Source organism: Rhizobium aethiopicum, from assembly GCF_900094625.1.
Taxonomy (GTDB): Bacteria; Pseudomonadota; Alphaproteobacteria; order Rhizobiales; family Rhizobiaceae; genus Rhizobium; species Rhizobium aethiopicum.
Genome location: NZ_FMAJ01000008.1, coordinates 1 through 19,866, shown reverse-complemented (window position 1 = coordinate 19,866; position 19,866 = coordinate 1). Strand labels below are relative to the sequence as shown.

The window sequence follows — 19,866 nt, the reverse complement described above, 5'->3', positions numbered from 1 at the left end:
GGAGATGATCCGTCTCAGTCTTCGACGACGCTCCATCCTGCAAAGTTCTCTGGCTCAGGTGCGGGCCGCTGGATCCGATCTGTTTTCGAACTCCAGAAACCAGGCGTAAGTGGCTCGGATGCCATCTTCAAGCGAGATGCGCGGTTTCCAGCCCATGTCCTGCAGCTTCTGATTGCTCATCAACTTTCGTGGCGCCGGAGGAGGAATCATAGCCCTTTTTCGTCAACGCCCGCCCCCTCCACTCTAAAGCGATGCCAATATCGGCAAAAGCCCACTCGACAAACTGGCGGACGCTGGTCGTCTCCCCGTCGCCAATACGTACTCGTCTAGCTTGTCCTATTGCAGCATGAGCCACATGCCATCGACATATTGGCGCGTGGCCCCAGTCAGGCTTGGCGTCGAGGTTGCCGGGAAGAGTTTGTCCTGAAGGCCGAGATGGATTGCGGGACTGCCATGGTGATCTTGCGCGTGACGAAGGTCTCGCCTCGAAGCGGACTTTCATGGTTGAACAGAATGCGGTTCGATGCATGCACGCCGTATGCCTCGCGATATTTCACAACAATTCGATAAGCGCAGAGCTTTGGCATTCTTGCCGCGTAGGCTCAAGCTGACGCCAGCCCGAACCTCCATGTCGCTCACGATCCGTTGTCTATATCAACAAAGTCATGTCCGACCCAGTGTCGACGCGGGTGACTTACCTAGCTATGGCCGCGGGCGCGCTAAAGCCCAAGCGCAGAGGCAATGCTCGTGATTAACCGGTCGGGTACGATCGCCAACATTGCGAAATACAGGAGCGCGATCTGCCCAATCCTGGCGCTCTGGCTTGCCCCGCCGAGTAGCCCCACGCCAGCAGCGATCAACCAAGGGTGCTCGACATTGTAAGGAGCCGCGTGAATGAAGACCGCGCTCACCGCGAAGTAACCGAGCACACGCTGCACCCGCTTAAGCGGCGGCAGGAAAGTGCTCGCGATTTCGGCAAGGACATATCCCGCCTCTGGATGCTGCATGACTATCACTCACAAAACTGGAAACGATGCGCTTGCTAGTTGAAATAGCAGTTCCTGACAAGCTACAAACCCGAACTGTCTCACTCTTGAGAATTATGTTGCCAGGTTGCAACGCCTGATCCTGAAATCCATACCCTGTCGCACAAAACGCCCTCCCGTGAGGGCCGCGCTCATATAGGAGTGACATTCTTGAAGCTTTTGTTGCCGTTTTACGTGCCCGCAATTGGTTAGGCTATTTGAAATCATAATTTTTCGTTTCGGATCCCTGGTGAGAAGTATAGGAGAATTCGATGACGGCCTGGAAGTTTTCGAAGCGCAGATCGCCCTTGTTCTGAAGCATCGCTGGACGGCACGCCGATCGGTGAACTATGCCGCAAGGCAGGAATTTCGGACGCGACGCTTTACAATTGGCGCAAAAATGCGCCGACTGGATGCCCTCGGAAATGAAGCGGCTGCGGCAGCTGGAGGAGAACGCCAAGCTGAAGCGGATCGTCGCCGACCTGTCGCTGGACAAGGCCATGCTGCAGAATGTGCCGTCAAAAAAGCTCTGAAGCCTGCCCGCAAGCGCAAACTTATCGATACGATAAAGGCGGACTGGAAAGTTTCGATCCGGCGTGCGTGTTCGGTGTTGAAGATCGACCGGTCGTGTCTACAAGTCCAGGCGCGGTGAGCGGGCCGAATTGAAGCTGAAGATTAAGGACATCTGCCAGACACGCGTGCGCTACGGTTATCGTCGCGTTCATGTCCTGCTCAGGCGTGACGGATGGCCCATCAATCCGAATCGAATCTATCGCCTTTACAAGGAGATGGGCCTGCAGCTGCGCAACAAGGTTCCCAAGCGACGGGTCAAGGCGAAGCTGCTAGCTGACCGCATGGAACCGACCCATTCCAATCATGTGTGGGCGATGGATTTGACGTGCCCCCGTTAAATTAGGCCATTCAGACCTGGAATTTTCCACTTATGATCCCTGATGGGAAGAAGAGGAGAATTCGATGAAGGCCTCGAAGTTTTCGGAAGCGCAGATCGCGTTTCGTGTTGAAGCAGGCAGAGGACGGAACACCGGTCGGTGAGGTGTGCCGCAAAGCCGGCATCTCGGACGCGACGTTTTACAATTGGCGCAAAAAGTATGCCGGCTTGATGCCCTCAGAGATGAAGCGTCTTCGCCAGCTCGAAGAGGAAAATGCCAAGCTGAAGCGGATTGTTGCCGACCTGTCGCTGGACAAGGCAATGCTTCAGGACGTGCTGCAAAAAAGCTCTGAAGCCTGCCCGCAAGCGCAAGCTTGTCGACACGATCAAGGCAGACTGGAAGGTTTCTATCCGGCGCGCATGTTCGGTGCTGAAGATTGACCGGTCGCTGTATGTCTACAAGTCCAGGCGCGGTGAGCAGGCCGAACTGAAGCTGAAGATCAAAGACATCTGGCAGACACGGGTGCGCTACGGCTATAGGCGTGTGCATGTCCTGATCAAGCGTGACGGCTGGCCCGTCAACCCGAAGCGAATCTATCGCCTTTACAAGGAGATGGACCTGCAACTCCGCAACAAGGTTCCCAAGCGTCGGGTCAAGGCAAAGCTGCGGGCTGACCGCACGGAACCGACCGATTCCAACCATGTCTGGGCGATGGATTTCGTTCATGACCAGTTGGCCACCGGGCGCAAGATCCGGGTGCTGACGGTGGTCGATACCTTCTCGCGCTTCTCGCCAGCGGCCGATGCACGCTTCAACTACAAAGGCGAGGACGTGGTCCAAACGCTCGAACGAGTATGCCGGCAAGTCGGGTATCCGGCGTCCATTCGTGTCGATAATGGCAGTGAATTCATCTCCCGAGATCTTGATCTGTGGGCCTACCACAAGGGTGTCGTGCTCGACTTCTCCCGTCCCGGCAAGCCGAAGGACAACAGCTACATCGAGAGTTTCAACGGCAAGTTCCGCGCCGAGTGCCTGAACGCCCATTGGTTCATGAGCCTTGAAGACACGCGCTTGAAGATGGAGGATTGGCGTAGAGACTATAACGAGTTCCGGCCACACAGCGCGATCGGCAACAAGGTGCCGATTTCGCTCATGAACGGCTCATCGGCACCCCCGCCGAGCTGAGCCTTAACCCCGGAAAATTCCAGCTCCCGCTGGCCCAAAATCGGGTAGCACTTCAGACCGACAACAGCTACATTGAGAGTTTCAACGGCAAGTTCCGCGCCGAGTGCCTGAACGCCCATTGGTTCATGAGCCTTGACGACACGCGTTCGAAGATGGAGGATTGGCGTAGAGACTATAACGAGTTCCGGCCACATAGCGCGATCGGCAACAAGGTACCGATTTCGCTCATGAACGGCTCATCGGCACCCCCGCCGAGCTGAGCCTTAACCCCGGAAAAATTCCAGCTCCCGCTGGCCCAAAATCGGGGTGCACTTCATCGCCATGCCTTGGCTTATGGCTTCTCGGCATAGGCCCAGGGTAGCGATCATCGATCTGGTTGTTGCGATGACGTTGCTCATCTTGTTGATGACGTCGGTGAGGTAGGCCATTGGCTCGACCCCTTTAGTACAATCCGCAGCTGTCCACATCGCAAAGGAACAAGCTTTGACGGCCAGTAATATCGATTTCCACGACTTGCCACGGCAAACCGCGATTTCGACCTGCGCCTCTTAGCCAGTCAACAAAATCCTAGTTGCCTCGCCTAAACTGGAAAAGCGTTCTCCCCGACTCCGAAACTACCTGACGTCGTTCGATTACAGCATGGGCGGCCAGAATTCGCTCAAATTCATGAACGTCGTAATTCGGAAAGATGTCATCCCTAAGTGCAAGCATACGCTGTACCGTCGGGTCGGATTTCGGGACGAACTCAATTACGCCAGTCGGAGCGATCAAAAGAAGCCATCGAACAAGCTGGTCTAGCGGCACATTATGTGCAATCGCAAGGTGATGCTCAAACGCCAGCGCCAGTAAGCCGTCGGCTATAATTCTCTCGCCGAATCCTAAACGTTCGGTCCCCATCCAGCCTTGGTTGGGCGACGGGTTTCTCGCATCAAGAAACAGAGGAAGCATATTCAGCTTTCGCGAGATTGCATTGTCATACGCGCGATCTAGTGCCTGCACGTCGAAATCAAACCCAACAACTGATGTTGCACCGGATGCAAGTGCGCGCTCTGAGTATTCGCCGGTATTGCAACCCAGATCGATCACCGTCTTAGGTCGAGCCGATCGGACATAGCCGCCGACAAAATCATGTTTGGCTTCGCGCTCGGCGTCATTGTAAGTGTTTACAAGAGAATAGTCAGCCCAGACTGTTTTCTTTTTATCCGCAGGCTGAAGCCGGGAAATCCAAGCGCGCATCTGTCTTAACATTCCCGTGAACGCTTGCTTCGGTAGCTTGCGTTCTTTTACCGAGAACTTTTTCTCGTTGCTGCTCGTACCAGATTGAAACTTATCTTGCAGAACGATGTTCGTTAGAACGTTCCAAGAGAGCTTCTTATAAAATGGCAGAATCTTTGCCAGATCGGAAACCGCAATGCCCTCCATGGATCCCCGGTACCATGCGTTGTGTGGAACATCCAAATAGGCACGCAAAAGCAGAGGGTTTAGGAACTGCTCACAGAATTGACGATGGCCAGTCCAAAATTCGCCATCTCGATAAGGTTGGATCGAGAGATGGTCAATAAAAATCGGGTTAGGGCCTACAAATTGAACGTTGTACGCCGTGGCGTCTGAAAGTGTGAACCCCTTGTCCAGGAGAGCCAGGTGCAAATCAAGATGGAATATCGCTGCGGTTTTCAGCAGCCGGAATGACCACTCGTATGGGTGCGTGATCCAAGGAAGACGCTCGACTTCTAAGACGATTGAGCTTCCATCGCTGCTCGGTTGCTCTTGGAGTACACGAACCAACCGCCCATCGTCACTCAACCATTTGAGAATACCGGCAGCCTTAGCTGCAGTATAGCCCGCAGCGCCGTACTCCGTCACGGCACGGAAGAAGCTGTCGCCACGCCGAAATACATAACCAGCGGGATCGCGAAAAGAACCGGCCACACGAACGCCGTCCACTGAAGTTGCCTCTAGCATTACTCTTTCCTGCTAACGTCACGCTTCCTGGATTTGCCGCGACCGCTGAAAAAAGCCTTCAAACGCTGATAATAGACCGACAGCGTCGCAAAGCCCATTGCGATGCCTCCCAGTACAACTTGTAAGATCATGCTGCCGGTGCCGGGGTCGAGATAAGCATGTGCTTGATCAGTGAATGCGATCACAAAAAGAAACCCCGAGACGGCGACTGTCAGTTTGTTTTTCATCGGCTACTCCGTGCAGTGGAGTAGCCTACTACATCAACAGACTGCCAGTGTCTGTCACAAATCAGACACACAGCCGCAGTCGCTTAGTAGAATCCTCAGTTTTCAAGGCGAAATTTCGGTCGACTACCACAGAGCCGGCCGCATCCTCCGTTCGCCTTTGTGGCTCGCACGAGTCTCGATCGCCGTCTAGTGACCAGGTGCTCAGATGACCAGCTAACCAGGAAATTGTGAAAATCAGAGAGGGATTGTTTCGCCGGTGCGAAACGGGTAATGGTCCGACATCGAAGGGCTGGTGCGCAGCTGCGCGAAGAGCGATGACTAGTGCAGGCACAGCAATTGTTAATGGTTTGCCAAACTTTCGCGGGTCCAGGTGTGATTCAAGCTTATCCTACCAGTTTGCTTTCAGCGGCGCGCATCTTTCTCCGCTACCGTGGCCTGCTTTGGGAGCTTACCAAGCGGGATTTCGCTGGACGGTATAAAGGATCCTTTCTCGGTCTCGCCTGGTCGCTTTTCAACCCGCTGCTAATGCTTTCTATCTACACGTTTGTTTTTGGCGTTGCCTTCAAGGCACGTTGGGGAACTCCGAGCGAGGATAGCAACGCCAACTTTGCGATCGTTCTGTTCTCCGGACTTATCATCCATGGGTTATTCGCGGAGTGCCTTGTACGATCGCCCACATTGATCACGAGCAATGTGAATTATGTCAAGAAAGTAGTATTTCCCCTGGAGATATTGCCCCTGGTTAGTCTTGGATCAGCGCTCGGCCATTTTCTCGTGAGCCTAGTGGTTCTCATCGCTTTCTGTGCAATTGTCGGCACGGGGCTTCACTCAAGTGGAATCTTGCTGCCGATCGTCCTGTTGCCGATGCTCTTGATCGTAGTCGGCCTCAGCTGGTTTTTCGCGTCACTTGGCGTCTATCTTCGAGATTTCGCCCAAGTGATAGGAATAGTTAGCACTATCCTTCTCTTTTTAGCTCCAATTTTCTATCCAATCAGTTCGCTTCCCCCGGTTTACCAGAAGCTTTTAATTTTCAATCCAATTACCCTCCCCGTCGTTCAGGTACGCGGCTTGCTACTTTGGGGGGAGAGAATCAATTGGGGTGCCTGGGCGATAAGCATGGTCGTCGGACTGGCTGTCTTTAATCTGGGTTTCGTCTGGTTTCAAAAAACCCGAAAGGGCTTTGCAGATGTCCTCTAGTGGTGCCGTGATCTCTGTCGACGGGCTTTCCAAGCGGTATGATATTTACGATACACCGCGGGATCGGCTTAAGCAGATTATCATCCCACGACTTGCTAAAGCGGCGGCGGCGATCCGGCGTGCAGAGCAGGACGTGACAAAACAGTATCATCGCGAGTTTTGGGCTCTGCAAGATTTATCGTTCGAGGTCGCACCGGGCGAGACGGTCGGAATTATCGGGCGCAATGGAAGTGGTAAGAGCACACTACTTCAGATCCTCGCCGGTACGCTTGCCCCCACCTCAGGGAGGGTGAATGTAATAGGGCGTGTCGCTGCACTTCTTGAATTAGGCAGTGGGTTCAACCCAGAATTTAGTGGCAAGGAGAACGTTCTCCTGAACGCGAGGATCCTTGGCCTAAGCCGAGAACAAATCGACGCTCGCTATGAGGAGATTGTGGCCTTCGCCGACATAGGCGATTTCATCGACCAACCAGTGAAAACGTACTCAAGCGGTATGTTCGTACGACTGGCGTTCGCAGTGCAAGCCCACATTGATGCCTCGATCATCATCATCGATGAGGCGCTCGCCGTCGGCGACGTGTTTTTCCGCCAGAAGTGCTATGCAAGATTAGACCAGATTCGCGCTTCAGGCGCAGCAATCCTGCTAGTCTCCCATGCGATGACGGATATTGAGCAGTTTTGTGATCGCGCGATCTTGCTGGATCGGGGAAAAGTGAGCTTTATTGGGGAATCGACTGAGGCGGCTAAACGGTACTATCAGCTTCACCAGTCAAACCAAGTAGCGGCCACCTCGACGCCCCGGGATGTCACGGCGACGATTGTGGGGCTTACATCGACAGGGACGGAGTGTTGGCCCGATGATGCCAGCTTTTCGGACGCAACGAAACTAACGCAAATTGGCAATGGGTGGGCAAAGTGTCTAAGGTACGCTGTCTGCGATAGCACCGGTAGGCGTTGTATGAGTTTCGCTCAGGGTGACGAAGCGACATTCTATTACGAGTTCCTGACGAAACAGCCGATATCCGTTCCTCTTGCGGGTATTGTCTTGCAAAATGAACGTGGGGTAAACGTACATGGAAAAGGGTCCTTAGAGTATTCTACTTCCACTCCCGATCACCTGCCGGCAGGGACGCTAATCCGCTGCCGCCAAAAGGTGGAACTCAAGTTAGAGCTGGGCGAATACACGTTTGAGATGGGCCTCGCTACGATCGATCCCGACACCTACAAAAGTATGGGCGAACTGAGCCATGAGCAAATCTTCTCGCGTATTGTACGCCTCTGCCACTTGCCTAAGGCGGGTCTGCTCGCTATCGGCTGGCGTTCCGCGCGTGAGGCTGCTCCACTAACTCACCACGGAATCGCTGACCTCCCGGGAGACTTTAAATACGCGTTTGGAGCAGATAATGCAGGCTGATGTCTCGACAAGAATTCTCGATAGTGCAGAAGTACTTGAGGGGTACGACGCTGTTGCGGAATTATACCCGTTTATTCCGCCATTAAGCCACTGGCGAGCTTGGGAATATGCCGCTTATAAGCATCACAGCATTCACGGTCGTATTCTGGACGTTGGCTGCGGTGATGGCAGATATTTCAAGTTGATATGGCCAGAGGCAGATAATGTAGTCGGTGTAGACATGGATACCTCCATCGCCGTCAGCGCCCGAGCAAGCGGCGTTTATTGTAGGGTTCATGCGGCCGCTGCGGATCGGGTACCTGAACCTGACGCGAGCTTTGACAGCGCGTTCGCGAACTGCTCCCTAGAGCACATGGACAATATCGACGGTGTTCTGGGCGAGATTGCAAGGTGCCTAAAGCCAGGTGGAACTCTTTCCTGCAGCGTTGTTACAAATCGATTCGTTGAGTGGTCAATTCTCCCGGCAATGGTTTCAGAGGCAGGGTTCGAACGGGCAGCGAAAAAACTCCAATCTGATTTTATGGCATATCACCATCTTGCAAACCCCCTTCGCGTTCATGCATGGGTCGACGCTTTCAACCGCGCCGGTCTCGTTGTTGAGGAGCACATTCCAATTCTTCCTCGGTTTAACAGCGGCATTTGGGTTCTGATGGATAGTCTTTGGCACGTGCAGAAAAAGATGGGGGGCGAGTTCGGGGATGTTATTCATCCGATCCTTGCCTCGAATCCAATGTTTCCAAGTGCTTTTCGGAAGATATTCGAAGGTTTGCTGGAGATGGAGGTGGACTGGACCGACTGCACGGGCGCGGTTTTCGCGGTTAAGAGGGTGAGTTGATGGGAAATCGGCTTTGCTGGTGTGGAAGTCATAGAACGAAACCATTCAGCGATGAGTATATGCTGTGCGCCGAATGTGGCACGTTGATATCCATGGTTGGCTTGTCTGACGACGAATTGAAAGTCGACGACGACGACGGGGCCTTTTACGGGAAACAGTACTGGCTTGAGCATCAAAGCAAAGACCTTGGCTTCCCCAATATTTTCGAGCGAGCTCGCAAAGATCTCCTCGACCGAAATCTACATTGGTTGAGAACACTGTTGAAGTACAAGGCACCGCCGTCGGCGGTCCTTGAGTTGGGGTGCTCCCACGGTAGCTACGTTGCGCTTCTTCGACAATCGGGCTATGACGCTGTTGGCATCGAGATGAGTCCGTGGGTCGTTGACTTTGCGAAGACGGCTTTCGAAATCCCGGTTTTTGTAGGGCCGGTGGAATCGGTCGACTTTGGTGACCGCAAATTCGACGTCATCGCCTTGATGGACGTCCTGGAACATTTGCCCGATCCGGTAGGGACTATGCGCTTCGCGCTTGATCTCCTCAGTCCCGGCGGAATTCTCCTTATACAGACCCCGGAGTTTAAGGAGCAGATGAGCTATAAGACGCTATTGGAGACGAATGCCCCCTTTCTCGAACAGTTCAAATCCAACGAACACCTTTATCTCTTCACCAAGGAATCTGTCTCCAAGCTATTTGAGCAGCTAGGCGCCCAACATATCCGGTTTGAACGGCCTATATTCTACCAATACGATATGTTTTTGGTCGTGAGTCGTGAATCAATTTCAATCACGGCCGAGCAGACGGCGGCGGAGAAATTGGAGACGCCCAGCGGGCGGTTTGTCCAAGCGCTTCTTTCACAGAACGACGAAATAGGAAGGCTTTCAGAGCACATAAGAGTTATTGATGCAGATAGAGAGGCCCGGCTTCAACAAATCCACACGCTCACCAAGATGATCCACGATCTCCAAGGCGTAACCAAGACATAAATACTGAAATGTCATCATTAACACTTCCAAAGATCTCTATTATAACGCCCTCACTAAATCAGGGACGGTTTTTGCAGGATTGCATTGACTCGATTCGTGCTCAGAACTGGGCAAATTGTGAGCATATCATTATCGACGGTGGGTCAACAGACCAGACGATCGATATAATTCGACAAAACGAAAAGTGGCTAACCAGCTTTGTAAGCGAAAGAGACAACGGGGCGGCAGACGCGATAAACAAGGGTATAAGGAGATCTAGCGGCGATATTATCGCGTGGCTTAACGCCGACGACTTCTATTTACCAGGAGCCTTTCGAACAGTAGCAGATGCATTTTCGAACGATCCCTGTGCGAGTTTCTGGTTCGGAAACGGCATCCGAGTTGACGAGAGGGGCGTCGAAAAAGCAGCATTCAATAGCAGCTCTGTTCGCTACGACCGTCGCGCCCTGATCGAGGGCTTGGATTATATACTTCAACCGGCGGCTTTCATAAACCGCCAGGTTCTGAATGAGGTTGGTTTCCTCGATGCTAGCTTGCGTTGGAGTTTTGATTGGGATCTTTGGCTCCGGCTTGGCGCCCATTCGCAGCCGTCGGTAATTGATGCTCAGCTTGCGGCATCGCGGGAGTGGGAAGAAACACTCACCTCCAATGGCGGCTTCCGTCGCGCGGAGGAACTCCGACTTTTGGCAGAGCGCCACAGCGGCCAAGAGATGACCCCTGGCGCCCTCTGTTACTGGCTCGACAGTATGGATTCGTACATGACCAAATCGTCAGCTGCTTTCAGCCGCGATACGTCTGCCGCGCTGGTCCAATTATGGCGGGAGGTTCAAAAGGATATGCGACAACTAAACGTTGACTCGTCGGGAAATCCGTTGCCTGAGGACGCGCCGCCTTCATTAATGGAAAGCAACGGCGATACTTTTGATCTAAAGCCGCTGACGATCGCGGTTGATCTCTACCCATTAATCGCGGGCGTGTCTGGAGGAATTGTGCCTTGGGTACAGGGTGTGCTAAGAGAGTTGGCACGGCTCTTTCCTAAGGACAGGGTCGTGATGTTTCATCGACCGGGTAAGCCGCCTTTGTCGGTCGATGCAGCCAACGTTGAATACGTTCCGTTAGGCGATCATCCCGTCGACTTCTACGCCGAGATGACCCGTCACTGTGAAAGTATCGGTGTCGAAGCCGTTATTCGAACCTACCCTCAGGAACAGCATCCTAATTTTCCATTTACGCGACAGATCTTCGTGATCCCTGATATTCAGCACGAATTCTTTCCAGAATTTTTTTCAAAACAGGTCCTTGCCGTTCGTCGTCGGGCCTTCGCTTACGCGCTTTCGTGCGGCGGGGCGATTGCCACAATGACGGAACATTCGCGGCAAACAATAATAGGTAACGGCTGGACATTGACAGACGACGTATTTCTGATGCCAGCGGCCCTGCCGGAAGAGCTCCGCGAGGCCGCGAGCGTTTCCGACCTGCCGGCCGCCGCCGCAGCGTTTCAGCGATACTTTTACATGCCAGCCAACCTTTGGCCCCATAAGAACCATCGTCGCCTGTTTGAGGCGTTCAAACTCGCATCTCCGCATCTTCCTTCTGGCACCGGGTTGGTGTTATCCGGGAATCCAGAGGATTTGGATGGAATTCTAAAGGATTTCGAAGACCTTCCTATCGTCCATCTTGGATTTGTGCCGCACCGTCAAGTTGCGGCACTCTTCAGTCGTGCGACGGCGCTTGTTTATTTCTCACTTTTCGAGGGCTTCGGCATGCCGCTGCTTGAGGCATTTCACCACGGAACACCCGTTCTTTGTAGCAACACGACATCCTTACCCGAGGTTGGCGGAGACGCCGTACTGTCCTGCGATCCAAAGGATATACACGCCATGGCGGGGTTAATGCAGCGTATAACGGCCGAGCCTGGATTACGTGATATTCTTTCGGAGAAGGCAAAATCACGCGTTTTGGATTATACTTGGTCTAAGCCGGCGCAAGAGTTGCGAAAGGCCCTCGATCGCGTCGCCTACAATCCGATCAAGTACTCTGAGAAGAAACCTCTTGTCAGCATTGTAATGCCGACCCGAAATCATGCGCATTTTATTCGGCAGTCAATCGATAGTGTGCTCAGCCAATGCTATGGAAATATCGAACTGCTGGTAATGGACGGGGCTTCGACAGACAACACTGTGGAAATTCTAAGAGAGTATGGGGATCGCATTCGGTGGATCTCCGAGCCGGACAAGGGCCAGGCTGATGCGATCAATAAGGGAATGGAGATACTCGACGGCGACGTCCTCGCTTATCTGAATTCGGATGACATCCTGCTGCCGGGCGCTGTCGCGTGCGCAGTCCGATATTTCAATGACCATCCCGAGTGCGATATGGTCTATGGAAACGCGGACTACATTGATGTTAACGGCGTTGTTACAGGCAGTTACGCAACCGCTGAATACACGTTTGAGCGCTTAATGCACGATTGCTGCGTTTGCCAACCCGCGGCCTTTTGGAGGCGCCGTGTCGTCGAAAGAATCGGGCCATTTGACCTATCGCTGCAAACTGCGATGGACTACGAATACTGGCTGCGTATGGCGACGTCCGGGGCGATCCTACATCATACGATTGAAAAGCTGGCGCAGTCTCGGTTGCACGAGGACGCTAAGACTTTAGCGATGCGGGGGAAAATTTTTGAAGAAGTGTTTGAAATCTGCGAGCGCCATGGCGGCTATGTCAGCTTCAGTTATTTTCTTGGTCTGTGGTCTTACCGTTGCTATGAAGCGTGGCGCGGCGGCAGTGCATTTCGTCGAATAGCGCCACACGCCTACAAGCTCGCAGCACTGGCCCACTTTGTCGGCCAAATGGCGCGGATCGGCATGGACCGTAAGAAGACAGCCTACGTCAGCCGCACCCTCTTTGGTGTGGTTGAAAGCAGGTCACCATTAATGGGGAAATTAGCTCGCCGAATGTGGGCAAACTCGGCCACTTTGCGGCAGCGCTTTCGATGAGGTACCTATGACAGAATATCCCTCTTCCGAAGATATGTGCCAATGAAGAGAGCGCTCATCACCGGCATCACCGGCCAAGACGGTTCATACCTAGCCGAGCTATTGCTTGAGAAGGGATACGAGGTCTTTGGATTCGCTCGCCAAGAGAGTTGGTATAGACCGAATTGCGCAACCCACCTCGCGGGGAGAGTGCACTTACTTTTTGGCGATTTAATTGAAGGTGTCGACATCGCGAATGCAGTCCAGGACGCGCAGCCCGATGAGATCTACAACCTAGCATCTCAATCACGGCCTGGCGAATCTTGGGCCCGGGCACCGGAAACCCTGCTGGTCAACGGTCTTGCGGCAACTAGACTTTTTGAAGCAGTTCGCCACCACAAACCATCAGCACGTGTTTATCATGCCTCGTCGTCGGAAATGTTTGGGCGCTTGTCCGAATCTCATCGACAAGATGAAATTACCTCCTTCACTCCTGTTAATCCTTACGCTGCGGCAAAAGTTTACGCGCATCATATGGCCGCAATTTACCGAGATAGTTATGATCTATATATAGCGTGCGGGATACTCTTCAATCATGAGAGCGAGCGTCGACCACTACACTTTCTCACTCAGAAAGTAGCGTACGGAGCTGCCTGTGCCGCTCTAGGAATCAAAAATTCGCCTCATCGCAACGAGCGAGGGAGGCCCATTGTTGAGGTTGGAAAGCTAGCGCTGGGAAACCTGGCGGTAGCACGGGATTGGGGATATGCGCCCGATTTTGTTCGCGCCATGTGGCTGATCTTGCAGCAGGATCAAGCGCTCGATTTTACAATCGGAACCGGTAAAATACATACTTTGACCGAGTTGTGCGAAGTAGCGTATCATAGTGTGGGTTGCGATTGGCGGGAATGTGTATTAAGCGATCCTGTTTTGGTAAGGCCGCTGGAGCCAGGTCATGTTTTGGCCGATGCCTCAAGAGCTAGGGAGGTGCTTGGGTGGCACCCAACGGTGAGTTTTGAAGAAATGGTGGCACGAATGGTGAGGGCACAGATAGCGCGTCTCAAGCCACTTGTAGATAGCGGAGAGGTAGCGTGAAGAAAGCTCTTATTACCGGCGTAACCGGCCAGGACGGATCATATTTGGCCGAGTTGCTTCTCGGTAAGGGGTATGAGGTTCACGGCGTTAAGCGCAGAACTTCGTTGTTCAATACTGATCGAATTGATCATCTTTATGTTGACCCACACGAAGCTGGTCGTAAATTTGTCCTTCACCATGGGGACCTTACCGACTCCTCGAGCCTCGTTCGAATAATTCAGCAGGTTCAGCCGGACGAGATCTATAACCTCGCCGCACAATCACACGTAGCAGTCTCATTCGAAGAACCGGAATATACTGCCAACTCGGACGGGCTGGGAGCGCTCCGGATACTGGAGGCTATCCGAATTCTGGGACTTGAAAAGAAGACGCGGTTTTATCAAGCGAGTACGTCTGAGTTGTACGGCCTGGTACAGGAGATCCCTCAGCGAGAGACAACACCTTTCTATCCTCGTTCGCCGTATGCAGTGGCTAAACTTTATGCTTACTGGATTACCGTCAATTACCGCGAGTCATACGGGATGTACGCGTGTAATGGTATACTCTTCAACCATGAGAGTCCGGTGCGTGGGGAGACCTTTGTTACGCGAAAGATCACTCGGGCGTTGGCGCGGATTAAACTCGGGCTTCAGGATTGTCTCTATCTGGGAAATCTTGATGCTAAGCGGGACTGGGGGCACGCTAAGGACTACGTTGAAATGCAGTGGCTGATGTTGCAGCAAGATCAGCCCGAAGATTTCGTGATCGCGACTGGCGTGCAGTATAGCGTCAGGGATTTTGTGAACGCTGCCGCTGCCGAAATTGGATTGAACGTAGCGTGGAGAGGCGAGGGAATCTCCGAGCGGGGGTTCGACGAAAATGGCAATTGTATCGTGTCCGTCGATCCTCGCTATTTTCGCCCTGCGGAGGTTGAAACGCTGTTAGGTGATGCGAGTAAGGCTCGCGAGAAGCTGGGTTGGGTTCCGCGCATTTCTTTTGAAGAACTCGTGTCTGAGATGATGCGGGAGGACCTGAAATCTGCAGAGCGCGATGAAATGGTAAAGAAGCATGGTTTCAACACCTTCAACTACCACGAGTAAGCGATGAACAGAGACGCCAAGATTTACGTTGCCGGCGACCGTGGAATGGTCGGATCGGCCATCGTACGGAAGCTCAAGGAACGTGGCTACTCGAATTTAATAGGTCGCTCAAGCGAAGAACTTGATCTTAGGCGGCAGATTGCCGTCGACGAATTCATGGCGTTTGAAAAACCAGACTATGTATTCATGGCGGCTGCTAAGGTTGGGGGTATTCATGCAAACAACACATATCGGGCCGATTTCATCTATGACAACTTGATAATTGCATCGAACATCACCAAAGCTGCCGCTCGAGCCGGGGTGAACAGAATGCTGTTTCTGGGCTCGAGCTGCATCTATCCACGAGACTGCCGTCAACCCATTCGCGAAGTGGATCTCTTGACGGGTGCGTTGGAGGCGACGAATGAGCCCTACGCCATCGCCAAAATCGCGGGACTGAAGCTTTGCGAAAGCTTTAATCGACAGTATGGCACAAGCTATGTTTCAGCCATGCCCACTAATCTATTTGGCCCCAATGACAACTACGACCTAGAGAACAGCCACGTTTTGCCCGCGCTGATCCGAAAGGCACATGAATCTAAGTTGCGGGGCGACAGGACGTACAGTGTCTGGGGTTCCGGTCGTCCCATGCGCGAGTTTCTTTATGTCGATGATATGGCCGATGCCTGCGTCTTTCTTATGGAAAATGAGCAAATTCGGGATGGGCTGTTCAATATAGGCACGGGTCGCGACGTGACGATACGGGAACTAGCCGAAACAGTGAAGGAGGTCGTCGGGTTTGCTGGACAGATTATCTTAGACTCTTCTAAGCCGGATGGCACACCGCGCAAATTACTTGACGTAAGCAAGATGCGGGAGATGGGCTGGGAGGCGAAAACGGACCTGCGTGAGGGAATTGCTCTCGCCTATGCTGATTTTCTAGATCGATATGGGGGGTGATCTGGAAGATCGGGTAGTCACTGTCGCGGTTCCCTCTTTCAACCAAGGTCGATTCCTTGACAAGGCGCTTACATCTATTTTCGAGCAGGAGATACCGGTGGAGGTGTTCGTACTTGACGGTGGATCTACTGACGAATCGCTAGACATTATAGCTCAATGGAGACATCGCCTTGCTGGTTTCAGGAGTCATAAGGACGATGGACAAGCGGCGGCTATAAACGAAGGCATTGAACGAGGACGTGGAAAATTCGTTTGTTGGCTAAATAGCGACGACTGGTTTCTACCTGGATCGCTTTCCCGTTTAGTTAGCTTCGCCGAAGCCAATCCAACTGCCCCCATGGTCTACGGTCAATGCTTGAATTACTTAGACAAGATCGGGGCGTTCAGCAAGGTATGGGTTGAACCGTTCAACGAGAGTCGGTTAGCTACTCGGTGCATAATATCTCAGCCTGGCACACTTATACGTAGAAGCGCGTGGCAGCTCGTAGGCGGCCTTGATCCGAGCTTGACGATGACCATGGACTACGATTTATGGTGGCGATTACACAAAACCGTTGGCTCTCCCGTATTCCTTGGCGAAGTGGTAGCTGTAAACCGGGTGCATTCCGAAACGAAAACCACGACTCAGCGGCGGCTCCACTATGAAGAGGCGATCGAGACAGTTCGCCGTCACCATGGGAGGGTGCCTTTAAAGTGGTGGCTGGCACAGCCTTATTCTGTATGGCTTAAGTCCTTGCTTCGTCGCCTTCAATCGTAGTCCCGTGATGAAGACGGTGTGGGATGGCGAGGTGATCTGAACCCTTCAAACTGGACCGGTTTTGGTTAGAGTTTTCCGGTGGGTTTTCCTGGCTGGGAAAGGAACGGAAGACGATGAAGGCATCGCAGTTTTCGGACGCACAGAAGGCGTTCATTCTGAAGCAGGGTGATGAGGGTGTTCCGGTCGCAGAGATCTGCCGGAAGGCGGGGATCAGCCAGGCGACCTATTTCAACTGGAAGAAAAAATACGCCGGCATGTTGCCGCCGGAGATGAAGAAGCTGAAGCAGCTCGAGGATGAGAATTCGCGGCTGAAGAAGATTGTCGCGGACCTGACGCTCGACCGTGAGATGCTGCAGGACGTCATTCGCCGAAAGCTCTAAGGCCTGCTCGCAAGCGAGAGATGGTGAAGGGCATGTGCCGGGATTGGGCGATCTCGATCCGGCGTGCCTGTGGGGCGCTGAACTTCGATCGGTCAACCTACCACTACACCTCTCGTCGTGCCGATCAGGCCGGTCTGGAACGTCGTATCCGTGAGATCTGTGAGACCCGTGTCCGCTACGGTTATCGGTAACCGGTGTTCGGCCCCCACGTTGTCTTGCCTGCCGTGATCTGTGATCGACGTTCCATGGACGAGCGACAAGGAGATTCTCCATGGAGACTACGTTGGAGGTTCTCACGACACGGCGGAGCCGACGCCAGGCGCTTCGCGACTGGCCTAACGAGGTCAAGGCGCGGATCGTGTCGGAGAGTTTGCGTCCGGGCGTGACGGTGAATGAAGTGGCGGAGCGCCACGGGCTGAAGGCTAACCATCTGTCGTCCTGGCGCACGCTGGCGCGGCAGGGCAAGCTGATTTTACCTGCGCCGGAGGATGCGGTCGAATTCGCGGCCATGGTTGTTGAAATACCCGCGCCGGAGCCGCCGACTGCCAAAGCAGTCTCCCGTGCAGAGATTGTCGTGGGTCCGGTCACGATCCGTCTTGAGGAAGGGGCGTCTGCCGCCCGGATCGCCGCCATCGCGCGTGCCTTGGCGGCGGCGACATGATCTTTCCATCGAACCGCGTGCGGGTCATGGTGGCGACCAAACCAGTAGACTTCCGCAAAGGTCATGATGGATTGGCGGCGCTGGTGAAGAACGAGCTGCACAAGGACCCGTTCACCGGAACGGTGTTCGTGTTCCGGTCTCGCAAGGCAGATCGGCTGAAGCTGATCTACTGGGATGGCAGCGGGATTGTGCTGGCCTACAAGAGGCTGGAAGAGCAAAGCTTCACCTGGCCCGGCATCAAGGATGGACTGATGACGCTGACCCACGCTCAGTTCGAAGCCTTGTTTGCGGGCCTCGATTGGCGGCGGGTTCATGCCGTCAAAACGAGAACGCCGGAAACCGTCGAGTAGCTGCGGCACGATGACTCGGCAGGCAGATTCCAAGGGCAAAACGGGCCGGGATTTGGTAGCTTCCGCCCATGCTGGATGCCGCCGATCTTCCCGATGATGTTGCCGCCCTGAAGGCGATGCTGCTCGCAGCCCAGGCACGCGAAGTAGGCAAAGACGCCCAGATTGCCCGCAAGGATGAGCGGATCGAACGGCTTGAGAGGCTGGTCGCCGCCTTCAAGCAGGCAGCCTTCGGGCGCAAATCCGAGAAGGCTGATCCCGACCAGTTCGATCTGGTACTGGAAGACCTGGAAACGGCTATGGCCGCGATCCATGCCGAGGACGAGGCGGAGGCTCCCGGCCGGAACAGAATTAACAAGCCACGCGCGACGAATCGCGGCTCTCTTCCAAAGCATCTTCCCCGAGTGGAGGAGGTGATCGAGCCGGAAAGCCTGGTCTGCGCCTGCGGTGGTTGCCTGCATCGCATCGGCGAGGATGTCTCCGAGCGGTTGGATGTGGTCCCGGCGCAGTTCCGCGTCATTGTTACGCGCCGTCCCAGATATGCGTGCCGTGCCTGCACCGATGGCGTCGTTCAGGCTCCGGCTCCGGCACGGTTAATCCAGGCAGGGCTGCCAACGGAAGCGACCGTCGCCCATGTGCTGGTCTCCAAATATGCCGATCACCTTCCGCTCTATCGACAAGCCCAGATCATGAGCCGCCAGGGCATCGATCTCGACCGATCCACGCTCGCCGACTGGGTCGGCCGGGCAGCCTTTGAGCTGCGTCCCGTCTTCGATGCGCTGATCGCCAACCTGAAGCGCTCGACCAAGCTGTTCATGGACGAGACCCGTGCGCCGGTCCTCGATCCCGGCTCCCGCAAGACCAAGACCGGATACTTCTGGGCTCTTGCGCGGGATGATCATCCTTGGGGCGGCGGTGCTCCACCAGGTGTCGCCTTCACCTACGCCCCCGGTCGCGGAGGCGTTCATGCCGAGCGGATATTGCAGGGCTTCTCCGGCATCCTGCAAGTCGACGGCTATGCCGGATACAACAGGCTGATCGCGCCAGACGGGGTCGGTCCCGACATTCGACTTGCCTATTGTTGGGCACACGCCCGTCGTAAGCTGGTAGAGATCACCCGCAACGGAATAGCACCGATTGCCGAGGATGGCGTCAAACGGATCGGTGAACTCTATCGGATCGAAGCCGAGCTGCGAGGTCTTGATCCGCTGGCCCGTCTTGCCGGGCGACAGGAAAGTTCAGCGCCACTGATCGCCGACATGCAGACCTGGCTCGTCCATCACCGCGCCCGTGTCGCGACCAAGTCCCCGCTCGGCGAAGCCTTGGCCTACATCGCCAAATACTGGGATGGCCTGAAGCTCTTCCTGACCGACGGTCGCATCGAGATCGACAACAACGCGTCGAGAGAACCATCCGACCGATAGCCCTCAATCGCAAGAATGCTCTCTTCGCCGGGCACGATGCCGGAGCGGAGAACTGGGCGACCATCGCCTCGCCGGTTGAGACTTGCATGTGTGGATGGCTCCCGTGATGCAAGAGGCTTTTTTGAGTGATGCGCGAAAGTCGGCGGCTTGCATGTGTCCGGCCTACATAAAGGCGGCATACTTGGCCGCCGGCCCAGATGAGATTCGCGGATCGGGTCCATAACAAGCTCTCGCGCTCGAAGCGCCTACAAGTCTACTGGGTGTTCCGATCTCGTCTAACAACTGTCGCGTCATCTTTCCATTCAGCGCCGTTGCACCACCACCGTCAGGATTCGGCTGATCCTGGCGATAGATACTTATGCCGGTCGATAAGTCTCCTCGCGCGTCATCACCGCCCAAATGATCCTTGCCATTTTGTTTGCCAAGGCAACTGCCGCGAGTTTGATAGGCTTGCGAGCGATAATGCGCCCCAGCCAACTTTGAGCGAAGTT

At 54.2% G+C, this 19,866-nt stretch carries 16 protein-coding genes and 8 pseudogenes; 16 read left to right on the top strand and 8 right to left on the bottom strand.

The window, feature by feature from the left end; translation table 11 throughout:
* Positions 1 to 54: 54 nt before the first annotated feature.
* From GA0061105_RS32165 to GA0061105_RS17835, 4 genes and pseudogenes are all read right to left on the bottom strand, one after another.
* Positions 55 to 204 (bottom strand): annotated as a pseudogene (locus GA0061105_RS32165) (GDP-L-fucose synthase); the annotation flags it as partial.
* A 31-nt stretch (positions 205 to 235) separates the two neighbouring features.
* Positions 236 to 355, bottom strand: a pseudogene (locus GA0061105_RS34075) (hypothetical protein); the annotation flags it as partial.
* A gap of 31 nt (positions 356 to 386) precedes the next feature.
* Positions 387 to 587: a GDP-mannose 4,6-dehydratase gene (locus GA0061105_RS34070; protein ID WP_425348771.1), complete on the bottom strand. Its 201-nt coding sequence runs from the start codon at positions 585 to 587 to the stop codon at positions 387 to 389.
* A gap of 132 nt (positions 588 to 719) precedes the next feature.
* Complete coding sequence (locus GA0061105_RS17835) at positions 720 to 1,007, bottom strand: hypothetical protein (protein WP_092751885.1); 288 nt, start codon at positions 1,005 to 1,007, stop codon at positions 720 to 722.
* 342 nt (positions 1,008 to 1,349) lie between these two features.
* Between GA0061105_RS17835 and GA0061105_RS33410 the strand changes: the two are divergent.
* From GA0061105_RS33410 to GA0061105_RS17820, 3 pseudogenes are all read left to right on the top strand, one after another.
* Positions 1,350 to 1,918: pseudogene (locus GA0061105_RS33410) on the top strand (IS3 family transposase); the annotation flags it as partial.
* 82 nt (positions 1,919 to 2,000) lie between these two features.
* Positions 2,001 to 3,100, top strand: a pseudogene (locus tag GA0061105_RS17825) (IS3 family transposase).
* Positions 3,101 to 3,150: 50 nt separating this feature from the next.
* Positions 3,151 to 3,360, top strand: a pseudogene (locus GA0061105_RS17820) (integrase core domain-containing protein); the annotation flags it as partial.
* Positions 3,361 to 3,363: 3 nt separating this feature from the next.
* Here the strand turns inward: GA0061105_RS17820 and GA0061105_RS32870 are convergent.
* The 3 genes from GA0061105_RS32870 to GA0061105_RS17810 all read right to left on the bottom strand — a co-directional run bounded on the left by GA0061105_RS32870 (position 3,364) and on the right by GA0061105_RS17810 (position 5,289).
* Positions 3,364 to 3,528, bottom strand: coding sequence for a hypothetical protein (locus GA0061105_RS32870; protein WP_167358563.1), 165 nt, complete (start codon positions 3,526 to 3,528; stop codon positions 3,364 to 3,366).
* Between the two features lie 139 nt (positions 3,529 to 3,667).
* A complete protein-coding gene (locus GA0061105_RS17815; RefSeq protein ID WP_092751881.1) occupies positions 3,668 to 5,062 on the bottom strand; it encodes a nodulation protein NoeA in 1,395 nt (464 codons plus the stop codon).
* Positions 5,062 to 5,289 (bottom strand): hypothetical protein, encoded by a 228-nt coding sequence (locus tag GA0061105_RS17810; RefSeq protein ID WP_092751879.1) that lies wholly within the window; start codon positions 5,287 to 5,289, stop codon positions 5,062 to 5,064. Before GA0061105_RS17810 ends, GA0061105_RS17815 begins: the two co-directional genes overlap by 1 nt.
* Before the next feature lie 321 nt (positions 5,290 to 5,610).
* Here GA0061105_RS17810 and GA0061105_RS17805 point away from each other — a divergent pair, with 321 nt between their 5' ends.
* The 13 genes and pseudogenes from GA0061105_RS17805 to tnpC form a co-directional block, all read left to right on the top strand.
* Positions 5,611 to 6,486 (top strand): ABC transporter permease, encoded by an 876-nt coding sequence (locus GA0061105_RS17805; RefSeq protein WP_245304375.1) that lies wholly within the window; start codon positions 5,611 to 5,613, stop codon positions 6,484 to 6,486.
* Between the two features lie 7 nt (positions 6,487 to 6,493).
* Positions 6,494 to 7,900: an ABC transporter ATP-binding protein gene (locus GA0061105_RS17800; protein WP_245304373.1), complete on the top strand. Its 1,407-nt coding sequence runs from the start codon at positions 6,494 to 6,496 to the stop codon at positions 7,898 to 7,900.
* Positions 7,890 to 8,735, top strand: a complete 846-nt coding sequence (locus GA0061105_RS17795; protein ID WP_092751873.1) for a class I SAM-dependent methyltransferase — start codon at positions 7,890 to 7,892, stop codon at positions 8,733 to 8,735. The genes GA0061105_RS17800 and GA0061105_RS17795 overlap by 11 nt, the downstream gene beginning before the upstream one ends.
* A 59-nt stretch (positions 8,736 to 8,794) precedes the next feature.
* A complete protein-coding gene (locus GA0061105_RS17790; RefSeq protein WP_167358562.1) occupies positions 8,795 to 9,718 on the top strand; it encodes a class I SAM-dependent methyltransferase in 924 nt (307 codons plus the stop codon).
* Between the two features lie 8 nt (positions 9,719 to 9,726).
* The gene (locus GA0061105_RS17785) at positions 9,727 to 12,714 is read left to right on the top strand and encodes a glycosyltransferase (protein WP_092751870.1); all 2,988 of its coding nucleotides are present in this window, start codon (positions 9,727 to 9,729) and stop codon (positions 12,712 to 12,714) included.
* A 42-nt stretch (positions 12,715 to 12,756) separates the two neighbouring features.
* Entirely contained in the window at positions 12,757 to 13,788 is a 1,032-nt protein-coding gene (locus GA0061105_RS17780; protein WP_092751868.1) for a GDP-mannose 4,6-dehydratase, read from the top strand.
* On the top strand, positions 13,785 to 14,867 hold the full coding sequence (gene gmd / locus GA0061105_RS17775; RefSeq protein WP_092751866.1) for a GDP-mannose 4,6-dehydratase: 1,083 nt from the start codon (positions 13,785 to 13,787) through the stop codon (positions 14,865 to 14,867). Before GA0061105_RS17780 ends, gmd begins: the two co-directional genes overlap by 4 nt.
* A gap of 3 nt (positions 14,868 to 14,870) precedes the next feature.
* Positions 14,871 to 15,806 (top strand): GDP-L-fucose synthase family protein, encoded by a 936-nt coding sequence (locus tag GA0061105_RS17770; RefSeq protein ID WP_092751864.1) that lies wholly within the window; start codon positions 14,871 to 14,873, stop codon positions 15,804 to 15,806.
* The gene (locus GA0061105_RS17765) at positions 15,796 to 16,563 is read left to right on the top strand and encodes a glycosyltransferase family 2 protein (RefSeq protein WP_245304370.1); all 768 of its coding nucleotides are present in this window, start codon (positions 15,796 to 15,798) and stop codon (positions 16,561 to 16,563) included. Before GA0061105_RS17770 ends, GA0061105_RS17765 begins: the two co-directional genes overlap by 11 nt.
* 113 nt (positions 16,564 to 16,676) lie before the next feature.
* Positions 16,677 to 17,131 (top strand): annotated as a pseudogene (locus tag GA0061105_RS17755) (transposase); the annotation flags it as partial.
* A gap of 83 nt (positions 17,132 to 17,214) precedes the next feature.
* Complete coding sequence (tnpA, locus tag GA0061105_RS32445) at positions 17,215 to 17,604, top strand: IS66-like element accessory protein TnpA (protein WP_141130212.1); 390 nt, start codon at positions 17,215 to 17,217, stop codon at positions 17,602 to 17,604.
* A complete protein-coding gene (gene tnpB / locus GA0061105_RS32440) occupies positions 17,601 to 17,954 on the top strand; it encodes an IS66 family insertion sequence element accessory protein TnpB (protein ID WP_141130211.1) in 354 nt (117 codons plus the stop codon). The genes tnpA and tnpB overlap by 4 nt, the downstream gene beginning before the upstream one ends.
* Positions 17,955 to 18,022: 68 nt before the next feature.
* Positions 18,023 to 19,461, top strand: a pseudogene (gene tnpC, locus GA0061105_RS17745) (IS66 family transposase); the annotation flags it as partial.
* Positions 19,462 to 19,731: 270 nt separating this feature from the next.
* Here the strand turns inward: tnpC and GA0061105_RS33405 are convergent.
* Positions 19,732 to 19,866, bottom strand: a pseudogene (locus tag GA0061105_RS33405) (IS110 family transposase); the annotation flags it as partial.